This window comes from Streptomyces sp. NPDC024687, assembly GCF_055559055.1.
In genome coordinates this window covers 108,038-126,335 of the sequence record NZ_JBVHLJ010000006.1, presented here as the reverse complement: position 1 = coordinate 126,335, position 18,298 = coordinate 108,038, and the positions used below count along the sequence as shown (strand labels likewise).

Below are 18,298 nucleotides of genomic sequence, written 5' to 3'. Positions count from 1 at the left end.
GGGGACCGTGACCGGGTGGCCTCGACGGTGTGAGCCGCGGTCGGGCCACCGGGGTGAGCTCAGGGCGTACGGAACAATGTGGCCGCGAGGGTACGGAACACCTCCTCGGGGTCACGGTCGCCGACCGGGCCGTCCAGGTTGTGGCCGAGGAGCAGCGTGGCGAAGCCGTGGGCGAGGGACCAGGCGGCGACTCCCGCGAGGCGGCTGTCGACGCCGAAGTCCTCGGCGTGTACGGCTGAGACCGAGGTGCGCAGGGCGTCGGTGGCCAGGGCGCGGGCCGTGGTGAGTTCGAGGTCGTCGGCGCGCAGCAGTCCGGGCGCGAACATCACCTGGAAGTGGGCCGGGTGTTCGCGGGCGAAGCGTACGTAGCGCACGCCCGCGTCCTTGAGGTCCGAGGCGTCGTTGAGGGCGGCCGCGAGCAGCGCGAAGCCTTCGGCGGCGATCGCCGTCAGGAGCCCGGTGCGGTCCCTGAAGTGGTGGGCCGGGGCCGCGTGCGAGACACCGGCGCGGCGGGCCAGGTCGCGCATACTCAGCCCGGCGGGGCCGTCGGCGGTGATGACGCCGAGGGCGGCGGTGAGGATCGCGTGGCGGAGGTCGCCGTGGTGGTAGCGGCGGTCCTGCTTGTCGGAGCGGTTCGGCTTGTCGGTTTCCGCGGATGCCATGGACTGAGCGTACGCCCGATCTAGGCATTGACAAGTTCAGGCTGCCCAGGCGATCTAGTCAGTGTCAAGTTCCGAGTGGGTTCGAGGGACTTCACCGACGACGCGGAGGCATGTCATGTCGAAGCACGACGGCAGGACCGAGGTGGAGACCGGCGGTGTGGTGCACGCTGTGGAGCCGGCCCGTGTGCGCCAGCTCTGCCACCTGCTGGAGCCCCTGCACGCGGTGCTCTACTACGCGCCGGAGGTCTTCGAGGAGGCTGCAGCGCTCGGATACGACACGAAAGAGCGCTGGCCGAGCTACTTCCCCCTGCGTGCCGCGCCGTTGGGGCCGGTGGGTGCCGAGCGGGTGGCGTCCGCCTTCTACAGCTTCAGCCCCCGCATGGTCGCCGAACACATCGACTCCGCGTGGGCGACCGCCGAGCCCGGTGCGATCCTGGCGGCGAGGCTGCGGGGGATCGACCGGGCCTACCGTGCGATCTTCGCTGACCGCGTCGACAGCCCCGAGCTGGTGGAGGCCGCCGCCCTCGCCCGGCGCGCGGCCGAGGCGGTGAACACCGCGGGCCGTCCGCTCGCCGCGTCCAACGCCGCGTTGGAGTGGCCCGAGGCCCCTCACCTCCAGCTGTGGCAGGCGGCGACGATCCTGCGCGAGCACCGCGGCGACGGCCACATAGCGGCCCTGCTCGTGGCCGGCCTCGACCCGGTCGAGTCGCTGGTCTCCTTCGCCGCGATCGGCGCCGCGTCGGTGGAGCGCTTCGAGAGCCGAGGCTGGAGCGCGAGGGAATGGGGGTCCGCGCGCGAGCGTCTGACGGTTCGCGGTCTGCTCGACGAGAACGGCGAGGCCACTGACACCGGCCGCGACCTGCGTCACCGCGTGGAACACCGGACCGACCAACTCGCCGCCGCACCATGGCAGTTGCTCGGGGAGGCCGACACGTCCCGGCTCGCGGACCTGCTCGGTGACTTCTGGGTCGCGGTGCTGTCCTCCGGGCTTCTTCCATCGGAGACGACCCTCGGCATCGGCAAGGTCTGACCGTGATAGGCAGGACGGATGCTCGGACGACTCCCCCTCGCGGAACAACTGGACGCGTTCCGTTCCACGCTCGGCCGTAACGAGATCCTGACCGAGGTGATGGCCAGGACGGCGACGCTTGACCTGCCGGGCTGGTACGTGACGGCGGGCTGCCTGTTCCAGACCGTGTGGAACGTGGTCACCGACCGACCCCCGGCCCGCGGCATCAGGGACTACGACGTCTTCTACTTCGACGACACCGACCTCTCCTGGCAGGCCGAGGACGCCGTGATCAAGGCAGGCCAGGAGGTGTTCGACGGCCTGCCGGCCGAGGTGGAGATCCGCAACGAGGCCCGGGTGCACCTGTGGTACGAGCGGAAGTTCAAAGTGCCCTGCCCGCCGCACGACTCCACCGAGTCCGCGATCGACCGCTTCGCCGCGACCACGTGCTGTCTGGGCGTGCGGTTGGAACCGGACGGGCAGTGGCGTGTCTACGCGCCCCACGGACTGTCCGACGTGTTCAACCTCGTGGTCCGGCCCAACCCGGTGCTCGCTCCGAGAGAGGTCTACGAGGCCAAGACCGCGCGCTGGAAGGAGGAATGGCCGGAGCTCACGGTGCTGCCGTGGCCGGCCGGTCCACCGGCGTGACCCCTCGGGCACGCGACGCCGCCCGCGGGGCTGTGTTGCCCGTTCGGCCGTTGACGCCCTGGGCCTCCTGAATGCCGCGGTGCGCCCGCTGGCTACGGTGTGCGTGGCGTCGTTCGAGGGAAGGCGCTTCCTGCGGGGGCGGACCGGTTTCAAGGGGAGGGGCGCACGTGATGCGTCTGAGGGGCGGGGCTACGGCCGCCGTCGTGCTGGTGTTCGCCGTGGCCGGGTGCAAGGCGGAGACGACCACAGGATCCGGCGGGCCCGAGGAAGCCGGGGGCGCGGGCGGTTCGGGTGCGGCCCTGAGCGCTGCCGAGTCGCTCACCGTGAAGGGGCGCGCCCCCAAGACGGGTTACGAGCGGGAGAAGTTCGGCACCGCGTGGGCGGACACCGACTCGAACGAGTGCGACACCCGCGACGACATACTCAAACGTGACCTGGAGGACGTGAAGTTCACCCGTGGGGACTGCAAGGTCTCCTACGGCGTGCTCGAGTCGGACCCGTACTCGGGCAAGGAGGTGACCTACCGGCGGGGTCGCAGCCAGGTGGACATCGACCACATGGTCGCGCTCTCCGACGCCTGGCAGAAGGGGGCCAAGTACTGGGACCCCAGCAAGCGGATAGCTCTTGCCAACGACCCCCTCAACCTCCTGGCCGTCGACGCGAGCACCAACCGTTCCAAGGGGGACGGTGACACGGCGACCTGGCTCCCGCCGAACAAGGCGTACCGGTGCACGTATGTGGCCGCCCAGGTCGCCGTGAAGAAGAAGTACGACCTGTGGGTCACGGCCGCCGAGAAGTCCGCGATGGAGAAGGTCCTCTCGGGCTGCCCCGGCCAGAAGCTCCCGGCCGGAGGCAATCCGACGGCGGCGCCGCCGCGGTTCCACGCCGACTGAGGGTCGAGCCGTCGGCGGGAGGGAAATGCGCTTTCCGGCGGGGCGGGGCCGTGCCTACGGTGATCGTATGGAGCTGAAGATTTCGACTCTCGCCGAGCGTCCCGAGATGCGGGAGCGCGTTCTCGGCATGGCCAGCAGCTGGCCCGAGTTCGTCACCGAGGACCTCGTGGGCAACGCCCACTACGCACGGATCTCCGGCGAACTCCCCGAGTACGTGCTGTTCGTCGAGGACGAGCGGGGCGAGGTCGTCGCGCACGGCCACAGCGTGCCCTTCGCCCTTCGCGCCGAGGACCGCGGCGAACTGCCCGCCCGCGGCTGGGACGAGGTACTGGTGTGGGCCTTCAGTGACCTGCGCCGTGGCGTACGGCCCGACACGGTCAGCGCGATCTCGGTCGTCGTCGATCCGCGCGTCCAGGGCCACGGGCTGTCCGCCCGGATGCTCTCGGCGATGCGTGACAACGCCCGCGCCCAGGGCTTCGGCGAGGTCGTCGCCCCCGTCCGCCCCAGCGCCAAGCACCTGGAACCGCACACCCCGATCGAGGAGTACGCCCGTCGCGTACGCCCCGACGGTCTGCCGCACGATCCCTGGATGCGCGTGCACGTCCGGGCCGGTGCCCAGGTGCATGCCGTGGCGCCGGCCTCCATGACGGTGTCCGGCTCGCTGGAGCAGTGGCGCCGCTGGACCGGACTGCCCTTCGACACCCAGGGCGACATCGAGGTGCCCGGGGGGCTGGTGCCGGTGCGGTGCGAGCCGGAGCGCGGGTACGCGGTGTACGTCGAGCCCAACGTGTGGATGCGGCACGCCCTTTGAGCGTGCCGCGTCCTGTCGTGCCGCGTCCTGTCGTGCCGCATCCAGGCGTGCCGCGCCGGTCCCGGTGGCTCAGCCGCCCAGGGCGTCGAGGTCCAGGATCTCGCCGGCCGGCTTTTGCGCCGGGACCGGTTCGTCGAAGTCGCTGAAGGTGACGGACCCCTGGTCGGCACCGGCCGTGCTGTCCATCCGCAGCAGATACGGCTTGCCCTCGGTGGCGACGTACAGCGTGTAGCGCTCCTTGCCGTCCTTCTCGTGCAGCGTGATCGCCGGTGTCCCGTCGACGGTGGCCGTCTTGCCGCGGGTGGCGTCGGAGTTGCCGTCCTCGGCGCCGTCGAGCACCGTGCCCAGGTCGCAGAAGCCCTCGAACTCCTTGGCGTCCGCGCCCGTCGCCTTCGACTTGGTCCACTTGCCGGCCAGCATGGCCACGGCCGCGTCGGTGTCCGCCTTCGACTCGCCCTTGCCCTGCTCGCGCAGAAGCGTCTCGTCGAACTTCATGTACACGGTGTCGCCGGTCTTGATCAGGTCGGCCTTGCCCTTGCCGCCCATGCCGATGGTGCCGGCGCACTCGCCCTTCTTGTTCGCGAGGACGTCGAGGCTGATGGTGCCGCCGCTCTCGTCGTCGGGGATGTCCCCCTTCACTCGCAGCGAAGAGGCGTCGGTCGTGGCCTGCAGGGCCCGGTCGGCTATCTCACCGCCGGTCAGCCCGGCGAAGGGCTCCTTCTTCGCGGCCGACTTGCCCGGCGCGGCGGATGCGCTGGACGCGCTCGTCCCGCTGTCGGCCTTGTCCTGCCCCGACTGGCAGCCGGTGAGTCCTGCGGTGGCCGCGGCGGCGATGCAGAGAGCGGCGAGTGCGGTACGGCGCATGGCGATTCCTTGGTGGGGATGCGGTGGTGTGAGGTCATGTGATGCGGGACGCGCTGTGCGTGGGGCGCGGCCACGGGGCGACCACCGTCACGGGCAGTCGCTCGTTCGCTGGGTCAATAAGACCAGAGACTGTGAACCGAGTCAACACGATTCACGCGAGCCATTAGGTACACGGCGTGAATGGGTGGATCTTGCGTACATCGGTATGCTCGGCGTCACACGCGGCCGCAGGGCTGATGCGGTATGACGAGGGGAGCGGGCCGGTGCAGGACAACGCGACTGAGGTGACCGCCGCCGGTATCGCACGGCTGGCCGGTGTGGGCCGCGCGGCCGTCAGCAACTGGCGCCGCCGCCACGCCGACTTCCCGAGGCCCGTCGGCGGCACCGAGACCAGCCCCTCCTTCGCGCTCGCCGAGGTCGAGTCCTGGCTGCGCAAGCAGGGAAAACTCGCCGAGGTCCCACTCCGTGAACGTGTCTGGCAGCAGCTCTCCGGCCACCCCGACGGCCCGGTCACCGCACTGATCCACGCGGGCTGCGTCCTGCTACTGATCCACGACCGCCCGCCGGTCTGGCTGGAGGTGAGCGCCGGCTCCGACGAGCGCCTGGCGGAGATGCTCCCGGGGGCGCTGCGAGAGGTGTTCACACCGCGATTCGGGGCCGAGTCGGCAACGGGCACCGCGTCGGCCACGAGCAGCTCTTCCGCTGTGAACACCCTGGAGTCGGTTCACCCCGCCGTCCACACCCCCACCGGCCCGGAACTCCTCCCCTCCGTTCCCCTCCTCCGCGGCGTCGCCGAGCTGGCCGCCGAGCTGGGCGCCCGTCAGACCTTCGAGTTCCTGCTCGGCCGGCATCTCGACGCCAACCCGCGCCAGTACACGCTCACCCCCGCCGACCTGGCCGGTCTCATGGCCGACCTCGCCGGCCCCGCCCGCACCGTCCTGGACCCGGCCTGCGGCACCGGCGCCCTCCTGCGGGCCGCCGCCACCCGCCCCGACCAGCAGCTCTACGCACAGGACAGCGCCCCCGAACTCGCCGCGCTCGCCGCGCTCCGACTCGCCCTGCACACCTGGTCCACCGTGCGCGGCGCCACCGGCGACACCCTGCGCGCGGATGCCCACCCGCACCTGCGCGCCGACGCCGTTCTGTGCCACCCGCCGTTCAACGAGCGCAACTGGGGCCACGACGAACTCGCCTACGACCCCCGCTGGGAGTACGGCTTCCCCGCCCGCACCGAGTCCGAGCTGGCCTGGGTCCAGCACGCGCTCGCCCGCCTCAAGGACGGCGGCGCCGGTGTCCTGCTCATGCCGCCCGCGGCAGCGTCCCGCCGCTCCGGCCGCCGTATCCGCGCCGACCTGCTGCGCCGCGGTGCCCTGCGCGCCGTGATCGCCCTGCCGGTCGGGGCCGCACCGCCGTACAACATCCCCCTGCACCTGTGGGTGCTGCGCCGCCCGGAGAGGGCGCCCGCGCAGCCGGAGGTGCTCCTCGTCGACGTGGGGCAGTTCGCCGGTGAGGGGCGGGGCGGGGCGGACTGGCGGACCGTGCGCGAAGCCGTCCTGGACGCCTGGCAGGCCTTCGGACGACCCGGCCGCTTCACCGAACGGCCCGGTCTGGCACGCGCGCTGCCCGTCATCGACCTCCTCGACGACGACGTGGACCTCGCCCCCGCCCGCCATCTGCCGCCCCCCTCGGCGGCCGACGGCGCCGAACAGCTCACGGCGGTGCGCGAGTTGCTCGGGGAGACCCTGCGCCTGACCGCGGACCTCGCCCCGCCGCGCGCCGACACCGCGCACCCCGCGCGGTGGCCGCTCATCACCATCGGCGAACTCGCGCGCGGGGGCGCCCTGATGCTGCGCACGGGCGGAAACGGCGGCCACGCACGCGTGCCCGTCCTCACCGACCACGACGTCCTCTCCGGCGCCGCCCCCTCCGGGACGCTGCCCGAGAGCGACGAGGAGGCCGTGCTGACCGAAGTGGGCGACGTCGTCGTACCGGTGCTCGGCGGGGGTTCGATGGCGCGCGTGATCGACGCGGCGACCGGGGGAGCCGCCCTCGGGCGCAACCTCGTGCTGCTGCGCCCCGATCCCGCGGCGCTCGACCCCTGGTTCCTCGCCGGCTTCCTGCGCGGCACCGCCAACAACCGCCAGGCCAGCAGCTATGCCTCCACCGCGACCCGCCTGGACGTGCGCAGGCTCCAGTTGCCACGCCTCCCGCTCGACGAACAACGGCGCTACGGCGAACGCTTCCGCACGCTCGACGAGTTCGAGCGGGCGCTCCGGCACGCGGGCCGGCTCGGGGAGCAGCTCGTGCGCGGGATGTACGACGGGCTCACCGATGGAACGGTCGCGCCCGACTGATCAGGACGACAACGGTTCGGTACAACCCGTGACCGGTTGTCGGTATCGGCCTATACGCTCGAACCCCACATCGAATCCCGGTTCAGGAGCGTTCATGTACGGCCACGGCGCGGTGCCGCCCGCCCGCAGCTCGGGCACCGTCATCACCTTGCGCGTGCTGCTCGCCGCCGCCGGTTTCCTCTCGTGCGGCCTGCTCGCCTGCGCTCCGCTGCTCCGGGTCGCCTTCCTGCGCGGACGGACGGTCGACTGGGTGCTGGCATGGGCGAGCCTTCCGCTGTCCATCGCGTGCTTCGCGGTGGTCGGCACCCTGCCGGAGAGCGACCCCCGGACCGACGTCGCCATGGGGCTGGTCATGCTCTTCGGCCTCTTCAGCAGCGTCTACTTCCTGGTGATGGACATCCGGGTGCACCAGCAGAGGCGGTTCGCCGGCTACCCGCCGCCCCAGGGCCCGACCGTCCACAGCGGCTACGGCTATCCGCAGCCGACGCCGCCGTACACCTCCACGCTCCTGCATCAGCCTCAGCCGCAACCTCATGCGCAGCCACTGGTTCCTCCGGCCCCCACCCCCGGCGTCGTCCCGCCCCCGCCGCCGCAGCGCCCCGCGCCCGCCCGCATCGACCAGGTGCGCGCCGAACTCGACGAGCTCAGCGACTATCTGCGCAAGCACGAAGGCAGCCACGACGGCAACCCCGAGGGCGGCAGGTGACCGCGGCGGCAGGACGTGTCGTCGCCGACCGCTACGCACTGTCCACGCTCATCGGACAGGGCGGCATGGGACAGGTGTGGACGGCCTACGACCAACGGCTGGACCGGCGCGTGGCGGTGAAGCTGCTGCGCCCCGACAAGGTGGCCGGGCAGGAGGCCGACGAACTGCGCCGCCGGTTCGTGCGGGAGTGCCGGGTGACCGCGCAGGTCGACCACCCCGGGCTCGTCACCGTGCACGACGCGGGCAGCGAGGGCGAGGAGCTGTTCCTCGTCATGCAGTACGTCGACGGCGCGGACCTCTCCGACCATCTCGCCGAGCACGACCCGTACCCCTGGCAGTGGGCGGTCGCGGTCGCCGCACAACTGTGCGCCGTACTGAGCGCCGTGCACGCCGTGCCGATCGTCCACCGCGACCTCAAGCCGCGCAACGTGATGGTGAAGCAGGACGGCACGGTCACCGTCCTCGACCTCGGCGTCGCCTCCGTCATGGACACCGACACCACCCGCCTCACCCACACCGGCTCACCGATCGGCTCGCCCGCCTACATGGCGCCCGAGCAGGCCATGGGCGGCGCGGTCGGCCCGTACACCGACCTGTACGCACTCGGCGTACTGCTCCACGAACTCCTCAGCGGAGACGTCCCGTTCGCCGGCTCCACCGCGCTCGGCGTACTGCACCGGCACCTGTACGAACCCCCGCTGCCCGTGCGCCGCACCCGCCCCGAGGTCCCCGAGGCCCTCGAAGCGCTCGTCCTGCGGCTGCTCGCCAAGGACCCGCAGCACCGCCCGGCCTCGGCACAGGACGTGTACGAGGACCTGGCGCTGCTCCTGCCCGCGCGGGGAACGCCCACCGGAGCACCCCTCGACCCCACTCGCCCCTTCCTCCGTCCGCACGCCCCCTGGCCGGACCGCGCGCGCACGCCCGCGCACCAGCCCGCCCCCGTCTCACCCGCCCCCGACAAGGCCGAGAAGCCGGACGTCGCGCGCGCGGTCGACGAGGTCAAGCAGCTCCTCGGCGAGGGCCGCATCACCCAGGCCGTCGACATCCTCGGCGCCATCCTGCCCGCGGCCGCCGAACAGCACGGCGCGAACTCCCCGGTCGTACGCACCCTGCGCAAGCAGTACGCCGCCACCCTCATGGACGACGGCCAGTACCGGCGCGCCCTGCCCGAACTGCGCCGCCTCGCCGACGAACGCGCCACCGAGGCCGGCCACGCCGACCCGCAGTCCCTGCGCTTCCGCTACGACGCCGCCCAGTGCCTGGAACAACTCGGCGAACCCGCGGCCGCACTGGCCGAGTACCGGGCCCTGCTGCCGTACTACGAGAACCAGTACGTGGCCGGCGACCCCGAACTCGCCCACGACGTCCGCCGCCGCATCGGCCACCTCCTGCTCGCCGTCGGCGACCGCGCGGCCGCCCACGACACCCTCGTGCGGCTGCTGCACGACGTGGAGCGCCTCCAGGGACCGGGTCACCCGCTCGCGGTGGAGGTCCGCCGGACGCTCCAGTGGCTGGGACAGGTGCGGGGCTAGGGGCGGGTCACAAGGCCCCGCCGCTTGGCTCTACGCTTCGTTTCCACCAAGTACGCATGTACAGCACAATCACCGGCACGATCAACAGCACATCCAGGGGTGGGGTAGTCCATGTCGTCCAGGTCCAGCCATCGGCAGTCGAAGAAGCGCAGATACATCACCTGGGGCGTCGCCGGGGCCGCCGTGGTCGCCGGCGCGGGCCTCGCCGCGCAGAGCTCGATGGCCGCGACCACCTGGCCCGCGCAGAAGACGTACACCGGCCGCGCCTTCGACACCTGCGCAGCCCCCTCCCTGTCCGCCATGAAGGCATGGAAGGGCGGCCTCTACGGCGCCGCCGCCGTCTACGTCGGCGGCAAGAACCGCGGCTGCGCCCAGCCCAACCTCACCGCCTCCTGGGTCAAGTCCGTCAGCACGGCCGGCTGGAAGCTCATCCCGCTCTACGTCGGCGCCCAGCCGCCCTGCCAGACCGGCTCCAGCCCCGAGAAGCTCACCTCCTCCACCGCCGCCTCCCTGGGCGCGAAGGACGGCGCGGACGCGGTCGCCAAGGCCTCCGCGCTCGGCATGAAGACCGGCAGCCCGATCTACCTGGACATGGAGGCGTACGACATCACGAACAAGGCGTGCAACGACGCCGTGCTCACCTATGTGCGCGCCTTCGACAAGACCCTGCGCGCGAAGACCTACCGCGCGGGCTACTACGGCTTCACCAGCTCCAGTGCCAAGGCGATCGCCAACGCGACCGACAAGACGGACCTGCCGGGCAACCTCTGGTACGCGCTGTGGGACAAGCAGAACACCACGACGGCCGACTGGCCGTTCGGCAAGACCCAGTACACCGATCACAGCCGCGGCCACCAGTACATGGTCAACAGCAAGGAGACGCGGAACGGCTACACGATCACCGTGGACCGCGACGCCTGGGACGGCCCGGTGGCCATCACCGGCTGACCCCGGCACGCGCGTGCGTGCGGTGAATGCGCGGCGGTGCCCGAAGTCCCGGCGAATCGTTGGTCGAATGGGTTGGCCAGAGCCGGTCCCCTGCCTACCATCGATCACCGCAAGACCTTGTGCACCGTCGCACAATCTCCTCGGGAGGCCTCCTTGCACCGCCGTCGTCGCACCGCGCTCGTCCTCTCCGCCGCCCTCGCCGCCGCGGCACCCCTGCTCACCGCCTGCGGAAACGACGCGCATCCCGGCGCTGCGGCCGTTGTCGGCGGGCAGCGGATCACCGTCTCCCAGCTCGAGAACCGGGTGACCGAGGTGCGTGACGCACAGCGGGCCGCCGTCACGGACGAGACGCAGTACAAGCAGGCCATCGCCAAGACCGGCACCCTCACCCGTGACGTCCTGCACGGCATGGTCCTGGACCGGGTACTGCACCGGGCGGCCGCCGACGCGGGCGTGTCCGTGACCCGCAAGGAGGTCCAGGAGCTGCGGTCCGGCCTGGAGGAGCAGGCGGGCGGCGCCAAGGGCCTGGAGACGACCTGGCTCCAGCGGTACGGCATCGCACCCGAACGCCTCGACGACAACCTCCGCCTCCAGCTGGAGGCCCAGAAACTCGCCGGGAAGCTCGGCACCGACACCAGCGACCCCGCCTTCTGGAACGCCCTGAGCAAGGCGTCCAGGCAACTCGACGTCGACCTCAACCCGCGCTACGGCACCTGGGACGTCAAGAAGAGCACCCGCGTCGACGCGAAGACCCCGTGGGTACGGGAGGTCACGGCGGCGGGGACCGAACAGACCGCGTAGCGACCAGAGCTCGCAGGGAACAGAGCGCGCAGCGGAAAAGGGCGCAGCGGAAAAGGGTGCAGCAGGCAGACTGTGGGGCGGGCGGATGATCGTACGATCACCCCGCCACCCCCTGCCTGTGGACAACCCGATCGCCCCGTCGGCGCCGTGCGTTAGCTTCGAACTGTGAACGCAACCGGCTTCGAGCCCGCCCCCGACCAGGACACCGACCCGGCGTCCGCCCCCGGCCGCATCGTCCTGCTCACCACCAGCCACCGCGTCGCCCCCGGCCTGCTGTCCTGGCCCGCCTGGCAGGCGCTGCACGAAGCCGACCGAGTTCTGTGCGCGGACGGTGCCCACCCTCAGCTGCCGTATCTGCGGGAGGCGGGGATACCGGTCGACGAGACGTCCCCGACCGCGGAGGAACTGGTCCGAGCGTGCGCGGGCGGGTACACGGTGGTCGTCGTGGCCACGGGTGAGGGTGAGCCGGCCCTCACGGACGGGCTGGCCCGCCTCGCCGGATCCGGACGCGTGCAGATGCCAGAGCTGGAACTGCTCCCCGCCTCCTACGATCTGCCCGGCGCCCGGCTCCTCGACCTCGTCCAGGTCATGGACCGCATCCGCGCCGAGTGCCCGTGGTCCTCCCAGCAGACCCACGAGGGCCTGGCGAAGTATGGAATCGAGGAGGCGTACGAACTCGTCGAGGCGATCGAGGAGGGCGACCGCGACGAACTGCGCGAGGAACTCGGGGACGTGCTGCTCCAGGTCGTCTTCCACTCCCGGATCGCCGAGGAGGACCCGGACGCCCCCTTCTCGGTCGACGACGTCGCCGGCGGCATCGTCGCCAAGCTCATCCACCGCCACCCGCACGTCTTCGGCGACGAGACGGCCAGTACCCCCGAAGAGGTCAAGGCCCACTGGCTGCGCACCAAGGCGATAGAGAAACAGCGCACCTCGGTGACCGAGGGCATTCCCCTCGGCCAGCCCGGCCTCGCCCTCGCGGCGAAGCTGGCGTCCCGGGTGCGGACGGCGGGGCTGGACGTCCCCCTCCCGAAGACCGAGGGCATCGGCTACGAACTTCTCGCCCTGGCCACCCGTGCCGAGGCCGAGGGCGTCGACCCGGAGGCGGCGCTGAGGGCTGCGGCACGGGTGTATCGGGACGCGATCCGGGAGGCGGAGGGGTGAGAGGGGGGAAGTAGCGCCGGTTGGGTGGGGGAGGGGCCTGGCAGGTGGGAGGAGGGAGGGCCCTCGGCACGTGAGGGAAACGGCACCGAGAACACCCCCCTCACCCCGCCGGATAACGTCAAGGAGTGACCGACCAGCCTCCCGCCACCCCCAGCGCCCCTGCCCCCGCCGTCCCTCCCCCCTCCGCCCCCGAGCTCTTCACCTGGGAGTTCGCCACCGACCCCTACCCGGCCTACGCCTGGCTCCGGGAGCACGCCCCCGTGCACAGGACCCGGTTGCCCAGTGGGGTGGAGGCCTGGCTCGTCACCCGGTACGGCGATGCCAAGCAGGCCCTCGCCGACCAGCGGCTCAGCAAGAACCCGGCGCATCACGACGAGCCCGCGCACGCCAAGGGCAAGACCGGTATCCCGGGGGAGCGCAAGGCGGAGCTGATGACGCATCTGCTGAACATCGACCCACCGGACCACACCAGGCTCCGACGGCTCGTCAGCAAGGCGTTCACGCCCAGGAGGGTCGCCGAGTTCGCCCCCCGGGTGCAGGGGTTGACCGACCGTCTCATCGACGGTTTCGCGGCCGCGGGCAGCGCCGACCTGATCCACGAGTTCGCCTTCCCGCTCCCCATCTACGCGGTCTGCGAGCTGCTCGGCGTCCCCGCGGAGGACCAGGACGACTTCCGGGACTGGGCGGGCATGATGATCCGTCACGGCGGCGGGCCGCGAGGCGGGGTGGCGCGGTCCGTGAAGAAGATGCGCGGCTATCTCGCCGAGCTCATCCACCGGAAGCGGGAAGCGCTGCCCGACGAGCCCCCTCCCGGCGAGGACCTCATCTCCGCGCTCATCCGCGCCTCCGACCACGGGGAGCACCTCACCGAGAACGAAGCCGCGGCCATGGCCTTCATCCTCTTGTTCGCAGGTTTCGAGACCACCGTCAATTTGATCGGAAACGGCGCCTACGCCCTCCTCACCCATCCCGAGCAGCGCGACCGGCTGCAGGAATCCCTGGCCAGGCAGGAGAGGGGCCTCCTGGAGACCGGTGTGGAGGAACTGCTGCGGTACGACGGTCCGGTGGAACTGGCCACCTGGCGGTTCGCCACCGAACCCCTGCGGATCGGCGGGCAGGACATCGCCGCCGGTGACCCGGTGCTCGTCGTGCTCGCCGCCGCGGACCGGGATCCGGAGCGGTTCGCCGACCCCGACGTGCTCGATCTGTCCCGCCGTGACAATCAGCACCTCGGTTACGGCCACGGCATCCACTACTGCCTCGGTGCCCCGCTCGCCCGCCTGGAGGGCCAGACCGCGCTCGCCACCCTCCTCACCCGCCTCCCGGATCTCCAACTGGCGGTCGATTCGGCTGATTTGCGGTGGCGCGGGGGGCTCATCATGCGTGGACTGCGCACTTTGCCCGTGGAGTTCACGCCCGTCCGGTAATCGACCGAGAGGCCCGTCCTGTCCCCGCACGGAGTGGGTAAACATGACGAGTCCTCAAGTTTGTGATCCTCACGTGATCTACGCGGCATTAACTTGTGACAAGTGATCGAACCCCTATACGTTCACGGACCAGCGCGGTGCCCCGCACCACTCGCCGCGCGGGTATTTGCTGTCTCGGGAAAGGTCCCCTCATGCTCTCCGGGAACGGTCGTCACCGTCGCCCCCGTCAGGCTCCCGCTCTCCTCGTGGCGGCCGGTGTGACGGGCTCCGCCATCGCGATCCCACTGCTCGGAGCGACCGGAGCGAGCGCCGCCACCGGCACCACCTGGGACCGGGTCGCGGAATGCGAGAGCGGCGGCTCCTGGAGCGCCAACGACGCCAACGGCTACTACGGCGGCCTCCAGATGTCCCAGGAGAACTGGGAGAAGTACGGCGGCCTCGAATACGCCGAGACGGCGGACCTGGCCAGCCGCAACCAGCAGATAGCCGTGGCCGAGAAGCTCCTCGCGGACCAGGGCATCGCCGCCTGGCCCACCTGCGGTCTGCTCGGCGGTCTCAGCAAGGACTCGAGTGCGGCCGACGTCGACACGGGCGTGGGGAGCGAGACACCCTCGGCCTCGGCGTCCGACTCATCGACATCGTCCGGTTCATCCGGATCGTCTGGTTCATCCGGTTCCTCCGACTCCTCGGGCGCCGAGGAGTCTTCCGGTCTGCTCGGCGCGCTGGACGGTTCGTCCGCCACGCCCTCGCCGTCGGCCACCGCCTCCAATGGCGACAGTTCCGCCAAGTCGGGCAAAAAGAACCCTTCGCCTTCCGAGGGCTCCGCCGCGGAGGACGTACAGCCTTCCGACAGCTCGCCCGTGGTGAGCCCAGAAGAGGACGAAGCGGACAAGTCGTGGCAGCAGGGCAGCTCTTCGGCCCTCGTGGACGTCGGCGCCCTCGGTTCCGGCAAGCACCGCGGCGGCAGTGCCGAGGAGATTGCGACGAAGAGCACAGCCTCCTCCCCGGCCGGCCGGCATGCCGCGGGCACCTACACCGTCCAGGAGGGCGACTCGCTCGCCTCCATCGCCGACTCCCTTGGCCTCGACGGCGGATGGCGTGCCCTCTACGCCGAGAACAAGGACCGCATCGGGGCCGACCCGAGCGGCATCGTCGCCGGTCAGACCCTCGACACAGGGGTTGAATAGGGCTGAAAAGGCCTGAAAAACAGCGGGAGTTCACGTCACACTTCGCACTGAATGTCCACTTTGGTGAAAGTGTGGGATGAGTCTCAGAAGCCCTGATCGTCTTTGAAATTCCGCCGAGCCCGTGTCTACGGTCGTGACCGCTCGGCAACCCGAGCCCCGTCTGTCGCAACGCCGAATCCTGCCAGCGACGGAACGGGAACAGTCGTCGCGTCAAGCGCCGTAGGCAGGAGCGGGGGACCCAAGGTAAGTGCCGGGCCCAGCAGTTCATGCTGGACCGGCTTGGGGTGAAGCCGCGCATCGCGAGATGTGCGGCCGGGCAACTCAACCGGCCCGAACCCGACAGCTCACCTCGCAGGCGTCGGTGAGGGGATCCACCATGCTGTTTTCCGGTAAGGGCAAGCACCGTCGTCCGTCCAAGGCCACCCGTGCCGCCGCGCTTGCCGGTGTCACCGGTGTCGCCATCGCCGCCCCGCTGATGGCGGCCGGCAACGCCTCCGCCGCCACCGCCTCCGAGTGGGACACCGTCGCCCAGTGCGAGTCCGGCGGCAACTGGTCCATCAACACCGGCAACGGCTACTACGGCGGCCTGCAGTTCTCGGCCTCCACCTGGGCCGCGTACGGCGGCACGCAGTACGCCGCGCAGGCCAACCAGGCCAGCAAGTCCCAGCAGATCGCCGTCGCCGAGAAGGTCCTCGCCTCCCAGGGCAAGGGTGCCTGGCCGGTCTGCGGCAAGGGCCTGTCCAGCGCCGGCTACAGCGGCAGCAGCTCGTCCTCCTCCAGCTCCTCGAACTCCAGCTCCTCGAACTCCGGCTCCTCGAGCACGAGCAGCCGTTCGACCGACGAGCAGAGCGCCTCCCGTTCGACCGACCGTCCGGCCGCCAAGAAGACGGTCACCACCCCGACCGGCAAGAAGGTCAAGAAGGGCGACGGCGAGTACAAGGTCGTCAAGGGTGACACCCTCAGCTCGATCGCCGAGAAGCACAAGGTCAAGGGCGGCTGGCAGAAGCTGTTCAAGCTGAACAAGGACATCATCACCGACGCGGACTTCATCTACCCGGGTCAGCAGCTGCACCTCAAGTAGGACCCAGCTGAACCACAGCGCCCTCACAGCCGTGTCCTTCAGGATGAAGGCCTCGTGAGGGTCACCCCCCGTCCCCACGGGCTCCCCGCTCCGGTGCGTGTTCCCCCGTACGCACCGGGGCGGGGTTTTTTCATGCCCCGTCGAGGCATGTCTTTGTTCAGTTCAGAAACAATTTACTCTCGGTTCTGTCCAGGAGGCGGTCCACACGGTGGCCGAACCCCCGGAGCCGGTTAGGCTCGGTCTCGCAGAACCCACCGCGGTCCCGGCGGACCGTGTCACATCCCAAGAAGGAGATGCTCGTGCCGTCCATCGACGTCGTCGTAGCCCGGGAAATCCTGGACTCCCGAGGCAACCCCACGGTCGAGGTCGAGGTCGGCCTCGACGACGGCAGCACCGGTCGTGCCGCCGTCCCCTCCGGCGCCTCCACGGGCGCCTTCGAGGCCATCGAGCTCCGCGACGGTGACCCGAACCGCTACCACGGCAAGGGTGTCGAGAAGGCCGTGCTGGCCGTCATCGAGCAGATCGGCCCGGAGCTGGTCGGCTACGACGCCACCGAGCAGCGTCTGATCGACCAGGCGATGTTCGACCTGGACGCCACCGACAACAAGGGCTCGCTCGGCGCCAACGCCATCCTCGGCGTCTCGCTCGCCGTCGCCCACGCCGCCTCCGAGGCCAGCGACCTCCCGCTCTTCCGCTACCTGGGCGGCCCGAACGCGCACCTGCTGCCGGTGCCGATGATGAACATCCTGAACGGCGGCTCGCACGCCGACTCCAACGTGGACATCCAGGAGTTCATGATCGCCCCGATCGGCGCGGAGTCCTTCTCCGAGGCCCTGCGCTGGGGCGCCGAGGTCTACCACACCCTCAAGAAGGTGCTGAAGACCAAGGGCCTGTCCACCGGCCTCGGCGACGAGGGCGGCTTCGCCCCGAACCTGGAGTCCAACCGCGCCGCGCTCGACCTCATCATCGAGGCCATCAAGCAGGCCGGCTACGTCCCCGGCGAGCAGATCGCGCTCGCGCTCGACGTCGCCGCGTCCGAGTTCTACAAGGACGGCAAGTACGAGTTCGAGGGCAAGTCCCGCTCGGCCGCCGAGATGACCGAGTACTACGAGGAGCTCGTCTCCGCGTACCCGCTCGTCTCCATCGAGGACCCGCTGTACGAGGACGACTGGGCCGGCTGGAACACCATCACCGCGAAGATCGGTGACAAGGTCCAGATCGTCGGCGACGACCTGTTCGTCACCAACCCGGAGCGCCTCGCCCGCGGCATCGAGGAGGGCAGCGCCAACGCCCTGCTCGTCAAGGTGAACCAGATCGGCTCGCTGACCGAGACCCTGGACGCCGTCGAGATGGCCCAGCGCAACGGCTTCAAGTGCATGATGTCCCACCGCTCCGGCGAGACCGAGGACGTCACCATCGCCGACCTCGCCGTCGCGGTGAACTGCGGCCAGATCAAGACCGGCGCCCCGGCCCGCTCGGACCGCGTCGCCAAGTACAACCAGCTCCTGCGCATCGAGGAGATCCTCGACGACGCCGCGGTGTACGCCGGCCGCAGCGCGTTCCCGCGGTTTCGCTCTGCGAACTGATCAGCACAGCAAGGGCTGAGCAGCCTCAAGGGCTGACCCCGGCAGGGCTAAGCCTTAGCCAGTCGTACGTACGTCCCCGTACCGGTCCCGTACCGTGTGCGGGGACGTACGTACGTAGAAGGGGAGGCGGAGAGCCGATGGCCGTGAAGGACCGGGACCGTTTCTCCACCACGACCAGGATCAGGCTGCTCGGCGAGCAGACCGCGGCCCGGGTCTACCGTTCCCAGACCAAGCGGCAGGCCCGCCGCTCCCGGCTGACCGGCCGGGCCGCGCTGCTCGCCCTCGTGCTGTGCACGCTGGTGGTGGCGCTGGCGTACCCGATAAGGCAGTACGTCTCCCAGCGCGCCGAGATCGCCGATCTCCAGCGGGAGAAGGCGCGGGCCGCCGAGCGGGTCGAGAAGCTGCGCGACCTCAAGGCGCGCTGGCAGGACGACGCGTACGCGGAGCAGCAGATCCGGCAGCGGCTGCACTACGTGCTGCCGGGGGAGACGGGCTTCGTCGTCGTCGACCCGGACGCGGCGCGGCAGTCCCGCGCCGACCTGGGTGCGACCGACCGCCCCTGGTACGCGAACGTCTGGGACGGGGTCGACAAGTCCGACGCCTCCGACCAGTGAACCGACCGATG

The 18,298-nt window shown here is 70.7% G+C and carries 17 protein-coding genes and 1 riboswitch; of the genes, 15 read left to right on the top strand and 2 right to left on the bottom strand.

The window, feature by feature from the left end; genetic code table 11:
* Positions 1–59: 59 nt before the first annotated feature.
* Entirely contained in the window at positions 60–662 is a 603-nt protein-coding gene (locus ACZ39I_RS24095; RefSeq protein ID WP_467246351.1) for a TetR/AcrR family transcriptional regulator, read from the bottom strand.
* Between the two features lie 115 nt (positions 663–777).
* On the opposite strand from ACZ39I_RS24095, the gene ACZ39I_RS24090 reads away from it, so the two are divergent.
* From ACZ39I_RS24090 to ACZ39I_RS24075, 4 genes are all read left to right on the top strand, one after another.
* On the top strand, positions 778–1,692 hold the full coding sequence (locus ACZ39I_RS24090) for an SCO6745 family protein (RefSeq protein WP_467246349.1): 915 nt from the start codon (positions 778–780) through the stop codon (positions 1,690–1,692).
* Positions 1,693–1,710: 18 nt separating this feature from the next.
* Positions 1,711–2,319 carry a nucleotidyltransferase family protein gene (locus ACZ39I_RS24085; protein ID WP_467246347.1) on the top strand — a complete coding sequence of 203 codons (609 nt, stop codon included), beginning with the start codon at positions 1,711–1,713 and terminating at the stop codon, positions 2,317–2,319.
* A gap of 170 nt (positions 2,320–2,489) precedes the next feature.
* Entirely contained in the window at positions 2,490–3,212 is a 723-nt protein-coding gene (locus tag ACZ39I_RS24080) for an HNH endonuclease family protein (RefSeq protein WP_467246941.1), read from the top strand.
* A gap of 67 nt (positions 3,213–3,279) precedes the next feature.
* Positions 3,280–4,023, top strand: a complete 744-nt coding sequence (locus ACZ39I_RS24075; protein WP_467246346.1) for a GNAT family N-acetyltransferase — start codon at positions 3,280–3,282, stop codon at positions 4,021–4,023.
* Between the two features lie 69 nt (positions 4,024–4,092).
* Here the strand turns inward: ACZ39I_RS24075 and ACZ39I_RS24070 are convergent, their stop codons facing one another.
* Complete coding sequence (locus ACZ39I_RS24070) at positions 4,093–4,887, bottom strand: hypothetical protein (protein ID WP_467246345.1); 795 nt, start codon at positions 4,885–4,887, stop codon at positions 4,093–4,095.
* Positions 4,888–5,150: 263 nt separating this feature from the next.
* Between ACZ39I_RS24070 and ACZ39I_RS24065 the strand changes: the two genes are divergently transcribed.
* The 11 genes from ACZ39I_RS24065 to ACZ39I_RS24015 all read left to right on the top strand — a co-directional run bounded on the left by ACZ39I_RS24065 (position 5,151) and on the right by ACZ39I_RS24015 (position 18,287).
* On the top strand, positions 5,151–7,241 hold the full coding sequence (locus ACZ39I_RS24065; RefSeq protein ID WP_467246343.1) for an N-6 DNA methylase: 2,091 nt from the start codon (positions 5,151–5,153) through the stop codon (positions 7,239–7,241).
* Positions 7,242–7,335: 94 nt separating this feature from the next.
* Entirely contained in the window at positions 7,336–7,947 is a 612-nt protein-coding gene (locus tag ACZ39I_RS24060) for a hypothetical protein (RefSeq protein WP_467246342.1), read from the top strand.
* Between the two features lie 38 nt (positions 7,948–7,985).
* Positions 7,986–9,479, top strand: a complete 1,494-nt coding sequence (locus ACZ39I_RS24055; RefSeq protein ID WP_352388884.1) for a serine/threonine-protein kinase — start codon at positions 7,986–7,988, stop codon at positions 9,477–9,479.
* Between the two features lie 111 nt (positions 9,480–9,590).
* Positions 9,591–10,427, top strand: a complete 837-nt coding sequence (locus tag ACZ39I_RS24050) for a glycoside hydrolase domain-containing protein (protein ID WP_467246341.1) — start codon at positions 9,591–9,593, stop codon at positions 10,425–10,427.
* Between the two features lie 153 nt (positions 10,428–10,580).
* Complete coding sequence (locus tag ACZ39I_RS24045) at positions 10,581–11,228, top strand: SurA N-terminal domain-containing protein (RefSeq protein ID WP_467246340.1); 648 nt, start codon at positions 10,581–10,583, stop codon at positions 11,226–11,228.
* A gap of 165 nt (positions 11,229–11,393) precedes the next feature.
* Positions 11,394–12,392, top strand: coding sequence for a nucleoside triphosphate pyrophosphohydrolase (locus ACZ39I_RS24040; protein ID WP_467246339.1), 999 nt, complete (start codon positions 11,394–11,396; stop codon positions 12,390–12,392).
* A 125-nt stretch (positions 12,393–12,517) separates the two neighbouring features.
* Entirely contained in the window at positions 12,518–13,819 is a 1,302-nt protein-coding gene (locus ACZ39I_RS24035; protein WP_467246338.1) for a cytochrome P450 family protein, read from the top strand.
* A gap of 191 nt (positions 13,820–14,010) precedes the next feature.
* Positions 14,011–15,006, top strand: a complete 996-nt coding sequence (locus ACZ39I_RS24030) for a transglycosylase family protein (protein WP_467246337.1) — start codon at positions 14,011–14,013, stop codon at positions 15,004–15,006.
* Between the two features lie 205 nt (positions 15,007–15,211).
* A riboswitch (cyclic di-AMP (ydaO/yuaA leader) is annotated at positions 15,212–15,379 on the top strand.
* 3 nt (positions 15,380–15,382) lie between these two features.
* Positions 15,383–16,087, top strand: a complete 705-nt coding sequence (locus ACZ39I_RS24025) for a transglycosylase family protein (RefSeq protein ID WP_467246336.1) — start codon at positions 15,383–15,385, stop codon at positions 16,085–16,087.
* Positions 16,088–16,380: 293 nt separating this feature from the next.
* Positions 16,381–17,673 carry a phosphopyruvate hydratase gene (gene eno / locus ACZ39I_RS24020; RefSeq protein ID WP_467246335.1) on the top strand — a complete coding sequence of 431 codons (1,293 nt, stop codon included), beginning with the start codon at positions 16,381–16,383 and terminating at the stop codon, positions 17,671–17,673.
* A 137-nt stretch (positions 17,674–17,810) separates the two neighbouring features.
* Positions 17,811–18,287, top strand: a complete 477-nt coding sequence (locus tag ACZ39I_RS24015) for an FtsB family cell division protein (RefSeq protein WP_451475505.1) — start codon at positions 17,811–17,813, stop codon at positions 18,285–18,287.
* Positions 18,288–18,298 lie beyond the last annotated feature (11 nt).

Coding starts and splice junctions, on each gene's coding strand:
- ACZ39I_RS24085 (WP_467246347.1), top strand. CDS start 1,711: ATGCTCGGACGACTCCCCCTCGCGGAACAACTGGACGCGTTCCGTTCC.
- ACZ39I_RS24095 (WP_467246351.1), bottom strand. CDS start 662: ATGGCATCCGCGGAAACCGACAAGCCGAACCGCTCCGACAAGCAGGAC.
- ACZ39I_RS24080 (WP_467246941.1), top strand. CDS start 2,490: ATGCGTCTGAGGGGCGGGGCTACGGCCGCCGTCGTGCTGGTGTTCGCC.
- ACZ39I_RS24030 (WP_467246337.1), top strand. CDS start 14,011: ATGCTCTCCGGGAACGGTCGTCACCGTCGCCCCCGTCAGGCTCCCGCT.
- ACZ39I_RS24015 (WP_451475505.1), top strand. CDS start 17,811: ATGGCCGTGAAGGACCGGGACCGTTTCTCCACCACGACCAGGATCAGG.
- ACZ39I_RS24090 (WP_467246349.1), top strand. CDS start 778: ATGTCGAAGCACGACGGCAGGACCGAGGTGGAGACCGGCGGTGTGGTG.
- ACZ39I_RS24025 (WP_467246336.1), top strand. CDS start 15,383: ATGCTGTTTTCCGGTAAGGGCAAGCACCGTCGTCCGTCCAAGGCCACC.
- ACZ39I_RS24060 (WP_467246342.1), top strand. CDS start 7,336: ATGTACGGCCACGGCGCGGTGCCGCCCGCCCGCAGCTCGGGCACCGTC.
- eno (WP_467246335.1), top strand. CDS start 16,381: ATGCTCGTGCCGTCCATCGACGTCGTCGTAGCCCGGGAAATCCTGGAC.
- ACZ39I_RS24070 (WP_467246345.1), bottom strand. CDS start 4,887: ATGCGCCGTACCGCACTCGCCGCTCTCTGCATCGCCGCCGCGGCCACC.
- ACZ39I_RS24050 (WP_467246341.1), top strand. CDS start 9,591: ATGTCGTCCAGGTCCAGCCATCGGCAGTCGAAGAAGCGCAGATACATC.
- ACZ39I_RS24075 (WP_467246346.1), top strand. CDS start 3,280: ATGGAGCTGAAGATTTCGACTCTCGCCGAGCGTCCCGAGATGCGGGAG.